Raw genomic sequence first — 12,103 nt, 5'->3', positions numbered from 1 at the left:
AGATTTTTAGTTGATACACAGTCCTTGATTGTTAATTTATGATGATTTATTGCAGGGTATCCATTATAATGGCCTTAACTAATAATTGGGACTTTGGGACCCTGACCATCAACCCAGTGAAAGGGGATAAATCGGGAATGAAAGCGGAAGTCATCAATCCTTTTTTAGAATCCGCATGTCACGTCATTGAGCAGGTCATACAGGTTTCACCTTCCACGGGCAATCTCGGGGTTAAGGAGATTTCGTTAATCGATAATCATATATGGATTCAGATTGGCATGACGGGTCAAATGAGCGGTGATATTGTGTTTGGACTGCAGGAGCAAGTTGCCCTGCGTATGGTTTCTGTAATGATGGGCGGATATATTCTGACGGAAATGGACGAGATGGGGCAGAGTGCGATTTCGGAACTTGGTAACATGATCAGCGGTAATGCGAGCACAATTTTATCCAATCAAGGGGTAAATGTGGACATTTCTCCTCCAAAGGTCATCAGATCGGTGAATGTAACCCAGTTTGCCCAAAAAAAAGCATTGAGTATTCCACTTATGATGGACGGGATCGGCGAACTGGATATTCAAGTCATGATTTCTTAGAATAGAGTAATCATAGCAGTCCTTCGCAAACGGCCAAGACTTGCAAATGTTCACCCGTCGGACTGTAGAGAGGAAGATATCATGCTTGAGAACAAAGTGATTGTTGTTACGGGAGCATCCAGCGGCATTGGTGCGATTACCGCTGAGATGTTGTCGAATGAGGGGGCTTATGTGGTTCTCGCAGGCCGGTCGGAAGAACGCTTGAAAGAGGTTGGCAGCCGGATGAAGGGTCCTTATGAGCTGGTGTTGCTCGACGTACGGGATGCAGAACAGGTAAAGATTGTATTTGATCAGATACATCAAAAACACGGCAGAGTAGATGTTCTTCTGAATAATGCCGGTTACGGGATTTTTGAGTCGTTTACGGACACCTCACAGGAACAGTTTGAAGATATGATGAATGTAAATTATATGGGTATTGTTCGATGTACGCAGGCTGTTCTACCCGGTATGCTGCAGCGAAAGAGTGGACAAATCGTTAATATTGCTTCGATGGCCGGAAAGATCGGTACAGCTAAGTCAACCGCGTACTCTGCAACCAAGCACGCGGTTCTCGGTTTGACGAATTCACTGCGCCAAGAGCTTCGGGGTACGGGAATTACCGTCTCAGCGGTAAACCCGGGGCCGATTGATACACCGTTTTTTTCACTCGCTGATCCGAGCGGCGGTTATGTGAAAAACGTAGGCTGGTTTATGATGAAGGCGGAATATGTTTCCCGGCGCATTGTCAAGTTGATACATAAACACAAGGAAGAGATTGATCTTCCGCGTCTGGCCGGTGCCGGCATAAGGCTTTATCATTTGTTTCCGCGCCTAGCTGATCGCCTGTCTTACCGGTGGATGAACAAAAAATAACAATAATTACTTTGTTAAGCTATGGGGCCGGCTCTTTGAGAGTCGGTTTTTTCAAGTTTAATGGAATAATGGAATATATAGTTCGAGCTTCATTTGGTGGGAACTTCTGTTTTAGCATATAATGAAACATGAGTGAACAAGACTCAAAGATAAAGGATGGACGAACCTATGACTTCTACTACATTTATGACACTCGGCATTGCCGAGGATTTAGCCACCCGCTTGGGTGAGTTTGGAATACATACGCCTTCTCCGGTACAGGCTGAGGCGATTCCGCAAGTGCTAGAGGGAAAAGATGTTCTGGCAACTTCCCAGACAGGAACCGGTAAGACCTTAGCGTATTTGCTGCCTGTACTGCAGAGCATTGATCCCGATAGCAAAGCCGTTCAGAAAGTGATTCTGGCGCCGACCCAGGAGCTTGCGATCCAGATTGTGCGGGAGGGTGAGCGATACGGGGAACAGAGAGGCATTGGTGTGCTTGGCCTTATTGGGGGAGCATCGGCAAAACGGCAGCTGGAAAAGCTGAAGCTGCATCCTCAGCTGATCGTAGGTACGCCGGGCCGGGTGCGCGAGCTGATTGAAATTAAAAAGCTCAAAATGCATGCCGTCACCACCATCGTCATAGACGAAGTGGACCAGGTATTTAATCTCGGAGCAGCAGGCGACGTGGAACGGATTTTGCGTAGTGCAATGCGCGACCGGCAGCTCGTCTTTCTATCGGCTACCGTCAGTCCAGAAACGGCTGCACTGGTTAAGCGGGAAATGGACCAACCGATCGAGATCGGTATCGATCCTGAGCTACGGACGCCTTCAGCGCTGGAACACTACTATTTTGTGAGCGAAGACCGGGACCGGATCGATATGGTGCGGCGCGTTGTTCGCCATTATAAACCAGAGCGGGCCATTGTGTTTGTGAACGCAACGGCTGATCTTGGCGAGGTTGAGGCCAAGTTGAATTTTTCGGGTCTTAATGCTGCGGCTTTATATGGTGATGCGGATAAAATGACACGTAGCCGGGTGCTGAACGCCTTCCGCGAAGGCCGCACACAGCTGCTTGTAGCGAGTGATGTGGCGGCAAGAGGACTTGATATCGAGGGTCTTGGTATGGTCATTAATTATGATCCTCCGATAGACTCCGAGCATTACACTCACCGTGCTGGTCGGACCGGACGGATGGGGCGCAGCGGTATGGTCATCTCCATCGTAACCGATCGGCAAACGTTTATTATGCGAAAATTTAACCGTGAGCTGGGTATTTCGATTGAGGAGAAGGCGATGTTCGGTGGTAAGGTGCGGTCCGCAAGGGCATCTGTTTCCAGTGTCGGACGTTCTCCGCGCGAAAGCTCTGTTGAGGGTGCGGGCAGAGAAAAAACAGCTCGTCAGAGCCCTGGAAGACCAGAGAAGACTTCCAGAAAGACCGATACCCGGGGTTCAGTGGGCAAGGTCTCACAAGAACGGCAGAGTGAGCGGGAACGTGACCGCAAGAACAAAGGCGCGCCAAAATGGTTGAAGAACAAGCCTCCACGCGGATAACGGCTCTTTTCGGATGACAAGCAGGGTTGTTATTAGGAATTAGCCAATCCTTATACCAGTTAAGCGTGTATGTACACGATATAATTAATTTGAATGTCATTATTCAGTGCTTATCGACCTTGTCTGAGGGAGGCGCTGTTTAAAATGGGGTGAAGAGGAATGAAGGAGAATTCGGTATTGTCCGTCCAAGGATTAAGCGGGGGGTATAGCTTGAACCGCCCTGTGCTTCATGAGATCTCTTTTAACGTCAAGCCAGGAGAAATGGTGGGACTGATTGGATTGAACGGGGCGGGTAAGAGCACGACGATGAAGCATATCCTCGGGCTTATGAAACCGCAAAAAGGAGAGGTCCGGGTCCAAGGTCAAACACGGGAAGAGAACGCCGAGGATTATCATGGCGCGCTGGCCTTTGTGCCGGAGTCACCGCTCCTTTACGAGGAGATGACAGTGAGGGAGCATCTTGAATTTACGGCAAGATCGTACGGTGTTTCCCGTGAAGAGTATGAGCGTCGTGCTGAACAGCTATCCAGCATGTTTCGTATGGAGGATAAGATGGACAGCTTGTCGGCCCACCTATCCAAGGGAATGCGGCAAAAGGTCATGATTATGTGTGCATTTGTCGCAAGACCATCACTATACATTATAGATGAGCCATTTTTGGGACTCGATCCGCTCGGTATCCGCTCGCTGCTTGACTTTATGCTCGAGCTTAAGGCAACGGGTTCTTCGGTGCTCCTCAGCTCACATATTTTGTCTACCATTGAGAATTATTGTGACCGGTTTATCGTCCTGCACCAAGGAAAAATCATCGCGCAAGGAACGCTTCAGGAAGTGGCCCAGCAGGCCGGGAAGCCGGGACTTCCGCTCGAAGAGCTGTTCTATGCTCTCATTCAAGGTGGGAATGGCGGATGAACCTACGGGAGTTATATGCCAAAAGACGAAGTCAATTCTGGGGTGAGGTTCTACCTTATCTCGGATACGTCATTCAAAGTGGTGTAGCGGTTGTCTTTTTGTTTGTGCTGATTGCCTTTTCGGCTTGGTACACCTCGTTAGTACAGAATATCCCGCCGGCATTTCCGACAAGGTGGATTATGCTTGCTGTTCTTTTCCCGTTGACGGTAAATAGCAGTGTCCGGACGTATCTTCAACATGCGGATACCGTGTTTCTTTTGCCACAGGAATCAAGAATGAATCAGTATTTTTTCAAGGGCTGGGTAGGAGGTAGCATATACAAAATAGCCGGCCTGATCCTTGTGGTGCTCACCTTATGGCCACTCTACATACGAAGTGATCTGTTTCATAAGCCGCTGATGGCTACCATTCTTGTGCTCATCGGTCTGAAACTTCTATCCAGCTATGGAAGTTGGAAGGAACTGAGCATGACCTCTCGGAGTTCTGCTGCTGCTTACCGAGCGCTGCGATGGGCTGTTATTGGACTCACCATAGCATCATGGTTATGGTATCCGAGTCTGCGCAGTCTAATATTTATCATTCTGATCAGTGCGGCCTACTTCGCATCCTTAGCTATCCCGGCAAAGCATTCGGTAGCCTGGGAGCGGCTCATTCAAGTGGAAAAAAGGCAAGCAGGCCGGGTAATGATGGTACTGAGCTGGTTTGTTAATGTTCCTCAGCGGGAACAGCGGGTGTATGCCCGGAAATGGCTGTCCCGCTCTGGACGAGGGATTCCTTGGCGTAAAGATACGGCTTATCGCTACTTGCTGGTTAAAAGCTTAGTCCGCAGTGATATCTTTGGCATTCTGATCCGTGTAGGTGTTCTCGGAGCATTGCTTGTCTGGTGGACACGCGATAGCCTTGCCTCAAGTGCCGTTTATTTGGTCAGCTTGATGATAGCCGGTCTGCAGCTCTCGTCTCTACGCAAACTTCATCATGAATCCTTCTGGTTACATGTATATCCTCTGCCGGAAGGCACGCGTCGGGTTAACGAGGTGAAGCTCGTGTTCCAGGTACAGCTGTTATGGGCGGTACTCATGTGGCTTCCGCTGCTTGCTTCACTTACGATAACGCCGGGACTCGTACTTGGAACGGGCGTTTGTGGGGTTATGGTCGTTATCTTGTTCCGTTTCGCGGCCATGAGAAGGGGGCGCAAGGAAGACGAGGACGACGAATTATAGATTTAAAGAGGCAGTGTCTAACAACAACAGAGGGGCATCTCACAGGTCGACGTACCTTGTGAGATGCCCCTTTTATGATGAGTTTTTTATGTTGATGGAATAGAAAACTTTTATATTTAAGATGTTGCTATTATATCCAGAAAGTACTGGTGATGATGACGAGAAGGATAAAGAGCACCAGAATGCTTCCTACGCTTCCGCATCCGCCAAATCCACATCTTGTTTCTTCAACTGCACCCATGTTCATTCCCCTTTCACTTTCGTGGTTATTGGTACACGGTATTGTATGTCAGCGGGTGCCCAGCGGTATGGGCAAGTGTTTATTTACAAATAAAAATAAGACCGGGAAATCCCGGTCTTACGTTGTTTATATATAGAGGAAGTTCTTATGCTTGCTTCAGGTCCTGAATGCCTTTGTAAACAAGATCAAACAGGTCTTCCAGATGCTCCTCTTCGATACAAGAGAAGGCAATCCGGAGATCATGTTCGCCCAAGGCGATAGTTCCGACGCCATATTCATGAATCAGATGTGTGCGGAGCTCTTCGGCTGAAACGTCGTTCAGCTTAAGACACATGAAATATCCGGAGTTGAACGGGTAGTATTCCCATACATCACCGTATTTGCCGCTATCGAGAAGAGATTTGACCTTGTTCGCACGGCCTTTCATAATATTAAACTTCTCATGTTTCTGCTGTTCAAACTCCGGCGACTTCAGCGCATCAAGCACAAAGGTCTGGGAAGGATGGGAACCGCTTGAGATCGTTGCCCGAATGATTCCGAGTGTTTTCTGCTCTAGGGCGGACAACACGTCTTTGTCTTCGGCTGCGAAAGTTATAAAGCCGACGCGGAAGCCCCATACGAATTCTTCCTTGGTGGCTCCGTCGATCTTCACGGCCAACACACGTGGATGAAGATCAGCAAGACGTCCGAAGAGAGATTCTTTAAGTGAATCTTCGAAGAACAGACCGAAGTATGCGTCATCTGTTACGGCAACGACGTTGACACCAGCTTCAGCAGCTTCCAGAATAGCGGCGATGATCGCTTCGCCTTCTTCAGCTCCTGGCGTATACCCTGTCGGATTGTTCGGGAAGTTCAGAAGCACGATGGCTTTGCCTTTGTCCTTCTGGCTCAGGAGCGCTTCGCGAAGGCCCGCAGCATTAAATTTCATGTCTTCTGTGAATAGAGGGTAGTTCACGGTAACACCATGACGACGGATGCCGAAGGTGAGCTCATAGTTCTCCCAGTTCTTATCCGGATATACGACTGCATCGCCTTCATTCACAAACAAGTCCGCAACGATGCTCAGTCCATGGGTTAGAGCGTTGGTAACAACGGGGTTACTAAAGCTTTTACCTTCAAGAGACGGATTTTCCTGAATCATCTTGTTTCGCCATACGGAACGCAGTTCAGGTTTTCCTGCAGGTGGGGCATAACTGTAAAGATCCTTCGGCTGAAAAGCCGACAGTTTATCTTGAATGACTCCCAGATGCATCGGGATTCCGCCTTCTGTGGCAATACCGATCGTGGCGTTATATTTTTTGGCATGACTTGACGCTTCCGCCGATTGACTCAGAATGCCTTCTTTAGGAAAATAAATTTCTCTTCCAAGATTAGACAGCATGTCATACACATGAGGACTTCCTGCTTTGATGCTTTCGTTCAATTGTCCAGCCAATGGGTTCATGAGTTGATTCCATCCTTCCGAATACTTTGGGTTAAGGTGCAGTATCTCTCATTTACGATTTCATTGCCTAATATTATAACACTTCACCGTGAAAGCGTCACGGAAAAGGTCATGTTTCAGGCGTGGAAGGATGGTATTTGCATATCAGCTCAGCTGTAAGGGTATCCCGGTTCTCATCACGGTTTTTCAGACCGTCTAGGACTTTGTCCATCCTGCGTTTTTTTAAGTTTTGCCCGAATTTGAACTTGGCTGACATCTTGGTCGGAACCAGCTTGATCAACGCAACCCCCTTCAACTGTGGAACATAACGTGGATCTTCGGCGTTAATCGGATCATACCCTCCTTCAGGCTGAAGCTTGAGCATAAAAGCGCCCAGAGCCCTTGCTTTTTCCTCGAGATCTTGTACAACAACGGCATCTCCGCTGGCGGTAACACTTTTGAAAAATGCAGTGGCCGGGCAGGCCATATCGGGATTGGAGAAATAAGACGGAATCAGCGCGTATTCATCCGCAACACTGAAACTGACTTTGGGATTTCGAAACAGGTGGTCCATCTTCTCCCCGGCTTGACTTCCATGATAATAAAAAGCACCTTCCACAAACACAAAATTAAGAGGAGTGACTCGTGGACAGCCGGATTCATCAACAGTACCGAGAAACCCGAAACTCATCTCCGCCAAAAATTGTTCAACTTCCGTTGGATCCTCCACCATAAACTCATTTCTTCGCATGGTTGTTAATCTCCCTTTTTTTATAATTTCATCCAGCATACGGGGAAGATTGACAAGAAAAAAGAGCCAATATACATTAATTAAATAAGTCCATTTAACGACAGGAGGGGCAGCCATGGAGCTTGGTCTACCCATTGATTCCTACTTGGAGAAGTATCGGTATAAATATTTGGCCTTATATCATGCTTTGCGGGATGCGATTATTAACGGTACTCTGCCGGAGGGAACAAGGCTGCCTGCAACACGTGAGCTTGCCCGGCAGTATGGAATGTCGCGGGGTTCGGCTGCACAAAGTTATGATATGCTTCTTGCCGAAGGTTACGTGAACGCTATGACAGGCAGCGGAACTTATGTGGCAAGGGGAGCTTCGCTTTCAAACAAAGAGATCGAGCCTATAAACAGCGGTCCGATGTTATCCACATGGGGACAACGTGTATTAGAGATGATGTCATCTCCAAGTGGTCAGACTGAAGGGAGTGCGGAAGAGCTCATAGCATTTACAGGAGAGCGGGTGGCTTCCGAAAATTTCCCGTATACGGAATGGAAAAGTTTTTTAGGTCACGCAGCCAATGAAGCGAAAGAGGGAATATCTCGGGAATCGTTCTCTGCCGGCCATATGGAACTCCGCCGGGCGATTGCCGGACATTTGAGATTTACCCGGGGAATCCAGGCGGATGCTGATCATATCGTTATTTTCAGCGGATCGATGCAGGGTATTGTCCTTCTCTCTCAATTATTAATAAATTCGGGCGATCCGGTCGTCCTTGAAAATCCCGGATATCATGGGATAAAAAATGCTGTACAATCTTGCGGCGGAATCATTGTGCCAGCGGAGGTAGACAGGTCTGGTCTTATTCCGGAGGACTGGAATGCAAAACTCTTATTTGTCACACCGAGCCGTCAATATCCAACTGGAGCTGTACTGTCTTTAGAACGACGGAGAGAACTGTTGAATTGGGCAAGGATTCATCAAGCGATCATTATTGAGGATGATTATGATAGCGAATTTCGCTGGGGCGGTCGTCCAATGGAGCCGCTTAAAGCACTGGATGACGGAGGGCATGTGATCTTTATTGGATCTTTCTCCAAGACGATGTTCCTCGGCTTGCGTCTTGGATACGCCGTTCTTCCAAAGGCGTTGGTGAAGCCGGTGATCGCCGCCAAGGCATTGTATGAGCCAGTGTCATCGTCACTGTTGGAGCAGCGTGCCTTGTCTCTTTTTATATCAAGGGGAGCCTACAGTCGTCATCTGCGCCGGATGACCCGGCTGTATGGAGGGCGACATCGGTTTTTTTGCAGTCAAATGGAGGAAAAGGCAACACATTTGTTTCAGCTGGAACCGGGTGATGCGGGTTTGCATGTCTATGCGAAATGGCTTCATGATGGTGAGACGTATGAGCTTTTTAAGAAGGCTGCACGCAAGAGAGGCGTGGAATTCAGGGATGCGGCTGTATACCGGCTTTCCCCCGGCTCCCTGGCGGCATGCTTCGGATTCTCCCATCTGAATGAAGAACAAATTGCAAGAGGTGTCTCTCGAATGGCTCTCGCATGGGAGGACATGCAAAAGTAAAAAAAAAGGAGTATCATGGTGATAGAGAGATAGATTAACTTTGGAGAGACAAGGGGGAGTGACGTGATGCTGAATGCATCGCTGTCTTCTTTTGTAATCAAGCCCGCCTTGGCCAAAATCGCCTGCGAACCGGGGTGGAAGTGGCAAAAGCGCGAAAAGCCGATGCAAAATTACGACTTGTTTTACGTGTGGAGCGGGGAAGGGACCGTAGTGCTTAATGACAAGCCATTTGAGGTAGGAAAAGGAAGCTGTTTCCTGTTCTACCCTGGTGATCATACGAGTGCCACACATAACCCTCAGAAGCCGTTAGTTCTAACCTACATACATTTTGATGTTACCGATCCTGTCAGCGAGGTGCCGGCGCCTTACCGGAGGCTGAACGAGACAATGGATTTTGAATATTTGCTTGCCAGATACGTTCGGCTGTACCTTGATCAACCTTACGGGGCAGAAGAAGAAGGAAAAGTCATTTTAAAACAACTGATGATCTACCTGCTCAGGGAAGACCGTGATTCACCGGTGATCAAGAAAGCGAGCAATCATCTGACTGAAGCGATTCATGAGATTGCCAATTACGTCCGCCTGCATCCGGGTATACCGCACCGGGTTGAAGATCTGGCGGCAAGGGCCGGGCTGTCTCCACGCTATTTTTCGATTAAGTTCAAGGAGCTTATCGGCACGCCGGTACAGTCATATATTATCAAAATGAGGATAGAGCGGGCTCAGCATCTATTGCTCCACCAGGGAATGAATGTGACGGAGGTGGCTGATGCTCTCGGATATAGGGATATTTTCTTTTTCAGCCGCCAGTTCAAGCAGTACACGGGGAGAAGTCCTTCGGAGGTTCGCTAAAGCAGGATAGCTCTGGTTCACGGGGAAATTGTAAGGGGAATACTCCGAATAAGGTCTTGGAAAGACAGAGAGGGGGGTACCGGCAATGAGCCAAAGAAGACGGATGCGCAGCCTGATTTGTAGTTGCGGAGGCTGTGGCATTTTTAGAAACCGTTTGCGTCGGATTAAGAATACGAAGCCTGAAAAGGATTTGTGGTTCTAATTCATTCATAATACATTTCAGCACCTTCGTTATTTCCCGGGTGGAATTATCCTACCTTCGAACATAGCGGGGTGCTTTTTTGAAATATTTGATTTATATGTTTCACGTAGGATGCCGAAGGCGTTTCTTCTTGGTTGGTATGCTATTGAATCTATGTATGGCGGATACTAAGATAGATAGAACGTAGGGAATTATAGCACTGGAACAATCAAGGTCTGAAGGAGAGAACGGATGGGAACAATGGGGGAGTTAACAGGGAAAACAGCGTTCGTAACAGGGGCTTCCAGCGGCTTCGGACTTCTGATATGTCTGGAATTGGCGGGACAGGGATACCAGGTGGCGGCGGGAATGCGAAGGCCGGAAGGCTCGGACAGACTGCTCAGCTTAGCAAGGGAAGCAGGATTGGAATCACGGATTCATGTGGTCACGCTGGATATATGCGAGCCGGAATTGGTAAAGAACGCTGTACTTGAAGTTGAGAAGTTATGGGGGCGTTTGGATCTTCTTGTGAACAATGCGGGTGAGGCCGTTGGCGGATTTGTAGAAGAGGTGCCGCTTGAAGCATGGAGGAAACAGATGGATGTGAATTTCTTCGGAACCGTATCTGTGACACAAGCCGCCCTCCCACTCATACGCAGAACAGGAAAAGGCAGAATTATTTTTATGAGTAGTATTAGCGGAGTAGTCGGATTTCCGGGTTACGGACCATATGCCTCCTCAAAGTTCGCTGTAGAAGGATTTGGTGAATGCCTCTCACTGGAGCTTCAGCCGTTAGGAATCGATGTGGTGCTGATCGAACCCGGTGCGTATGGTACAGCCATATGGAGTAAAGGGTTTAGCGATATTAGCGCACAAGAGGGATCTCCCTATAGGGCTATGCTGGATGATGTGCTGAATTTCTCAAAAGCAACCGCCGAAAGCAGTGGCGACCCACGAGAGGTGGCCCATCTGGTGGGGGAAATCGCACGGATGAAATCTCCCCGATTCAGATATCGGCTGCCGAAGGGCACCCGTATGACCGTTACAGCCAAGCTGCTGCTGCCTTACCGGATGTTCCAGCGCATCGTGTTGAAAACGCTGAGCAGGAAGCGCTGAAATTCAGGAGTTCTTGGCTGGCGGCTCGTGGAGCAGGCCAAGCAATTCTCCCATCTTAACCTTGTCCCCGAGCTTTAGATCACCACGAGGCGTGAAGGTTCCGTTCTTTGTTAGTAGGACGACGGTAGAGCCGAATTCAAAGTAGGCGAGGTCATCGCCATTGCGCCATTCATTCGTCTTCTCGTCGGTATAACGAATACTGCTGACATTCATAGCGCCAACCTTAACAACGGCCACTTCGCCGTGTTCATGCCTGATATATGTAATGAGTCTTTCGTTGCGGCTGAGTACATTTCGGATATTGGTGAGCGCAAAATCGTTCACCGGATACACCTTGCCCCGGAGATGTTCGCTTTCTGCTTTCTTACCGGTTACCGGGGAATGAATCCGGTGGTAGTCGGTAGGACTCAAGTAAAGCACGAATACATAGCCATTAAGATAGTTCCCCATCCGTGGAGAATGGTTCAGCAATTCGTCGACGGTATAATCCTGGCCCTTTACGTTCAAAATGGTTCCCGCTTTGACGGGGCCCATGCCTGTGATAAGGGCGTCAACAGGACTGGTCATGGCGCTCGCTGTTTCATCGATTGCGCGCATGCCCATTTTTAGACGGCGGGAAAAAAATTCGTTTAGCGAACGGTATTCATGTATTTCTTTTTCAGCCTCATGGGCGGGAATTTTATATATTCGTATAAACGTTGGTATGAGATAACGGCTCCATCTGCTGTGGGAAAAGCTACCCATGATGCGGGATACCCACTTTCGGGAAGAGAGTTCTGTCATTAGCCTCAGTAATTGTTTAGCCATGTAATTCTCCTTTGTGCTTGCATTAACAAATAGCGTTTTTGGATGT

Annotated in this window: 12 protein-coding genes; 8 read left to right on the top strand and 4 right to left on the bottom strand. The window is 48.5% G+C overall.

Annotated features, from left to right (window positions below):
* The first annotated feature begins 137 nt into the window (after positions 1 to 137).
* The 5 genes from MNQ98_RS25050 (at position 138) to MNQ98_RS25030 (ending at position 5,116) form a co-directional block, all read left to right on the top strand.
* Positions 138 to 596: a chemotaxis protein CheX gene (locus MNQ98_RS25050; RefSeq protein WP_241930663.1), complete on the top strand. Its 459-nt coding sequence runs from the start codon at positions 138 to 140 to the stop codon at positions 594 to 596.
* Between the two features lie 81 nt (positions 597 to 677).
* Positions 678 to 1,451 (top strand): SDR family NAD(P)-dependent oxidoreductase, encoded by a 774-nt coding sequence (locus MNQ98_RS25045; RefSeq protein WP_241930662.1) that lies wholly within the window; start codon positions 678 to 680, stop codon positions 1,449 to 1,451.
* A gap of 168 nt (positions 1,452 to 1,619) precedes the next feature.
* The gene (locus tag MNQ98_RS25040; protein WP_241930661.1) at positions 1,620 to 2,984 is read left to right on the top strand and encodes a DEAD/DEAH box helicase; all 1,365 of its coding nucleotides are present in this window, start codon (positions 1,620 to 1,622) and stop codon (positions 2,982 to 2,984) included.
* A gap of 159 nt (positions 2,985 to 3,143) precedes the next feature.
* Positions 3,144 to 3,896, top strand: coding sequence for an ABC transporter ATP-binding protein (locus MNQ98_RS25035; RefSeq protein ID WP_241930660.1), 753 nt, complete (start codon positions 3,144 to 3,146; stop codon positions 3,894 to 3,896).
* A complete protein-coding gene (locus MNQ98_RS25030) occupies positions 3,893 to 5,116 on the top strand; it encodes an ABC transporter permease (RefSeq protein WP_241930659.1) in 1,224 nt (407 codons plus the stop codon). The genes MNQ98_RS25035 and MNQ98_RS25030 overlap by 4 nt, the downstream gene beginning before the upstream one ends.
* A 130-nt stretch (positions 5,117 to 5,246) precedes the next feature.
* On the opposite strand, the gene MNQ98_RS25025 is transcribed toward MNQ98_RS25030, so the two are convergent.
* From MNQ98_RS25025 to MNQ98_RS25015, 3 genes are all read right to left on the bottom strand, one after another.
* Positions 5,247 to 5,357, bottom strand: a complete 111-nt coding sequence (locus MNQ98_RS25025) for a YjcZ family sporulation protein (protein ID WP_241930658.1) — start codon at positions 5,355 to 5,357, stop codon at positions 5,247 to 5,249.
* Between the two features lie 145 nt (positions 5,358 to 5,502).
* Entirely contained in the window at positions 5,503 to 6,801 is a 1,299-nt protein-coding gene (locus tag MNQ98_RS25020) for an aminotransferase class I/II-fold pyridoxal phosphate-dependent enzyme (protein WP_241930657.1), read from the bottom strand.
* 109 nt (positions 6,802 to 6,910) lie between these two features.
* A complete protein-coding gene (locus MNQ98_RS25015) occupies positions 6,911 to 7,531 on the bottom strand; it encodes a pyridoxamine 5'-phosphate oxidase family protein (protein ID WP_241930656.1) in 621 nt (206 codons plus the stop codon).
* Between the two features lie 115 nt (positions 7,532 to 7,646).
* Between MNQ98_RS25015 and pdxR the strand changes: the two genes are divergently transcribed.
* From pdxR to MNQ98_RS25000, 3 genes are all read left to right on the top strand, one after another.
* A complete protein-coding gene (gene pdxR / locus MNQ98_RS25010) occupies positions 7,647 to 9,101 on the top strand; it encodes a MocR-like pyridoxine biosynthesis transcription factor PdxR (RefSeq protein WP_241930655.1) in 1,455 nt (484 codons plus the stop codon).
* 66 nt (positions 9,102 to 9,167) lie between these two features.
* Positions 9,168 to 9,953, top strand: a complete 786-nt coding sequence (locus MNQ98_RS25005; RefSeq protein WP_241930654.1) for a helix-turn-helix domain-containing protein — start codon at positions 9,168 to 9,170, stop codon at positions 9,951 to 9,953.
* Positions 9,954 to 10,386: 433 nt separating this feature from the next.
* Complete coding sequence (locus tag MNQ98_RS25000; protein WP_347272234.1) at positions 10,387 to 11,250, top strand: SDR family oxidoreductase; 864 nt, start codon at positions 10,387 to 10,389, stop codon at positions 11,248 to 11,250.
* A gap of 3 nt (positions 11,251 to 11,253) precedes the next feature.
* Here the strand turns inward: MNQ98_RS25000 and asd are convergent, their stop codons facing one another.
* A complete protein-coding gene (gene asd / locus MNQ98_RS24995; RefSeq protein WP_241930653.1) occupies positions 11,254 to 12,057 on the bottom strand; it encodes an archaetidylserine decarboxylase in 804 nt (267 codons plus the stop codon).
* Positions 12,058 to 12,103: the final 46 nt, after the last annotated feature.

The organism is Paenibacillus sp. N3/727 (assembly GCF_022637315.1).
In the GTDB taxonomy this organism is placed as follows: Bacteria; Bacillota; Bacilli; order Paenibacillales; family Paenibacillaceae; genus Paenibacillus_AQ; species Paenibacillus_AQ uliginis.
Note: the sequence above shows the minus strand (reverse complement) of the source record. Positions and strands in the feature narration are given on the sequence as shown.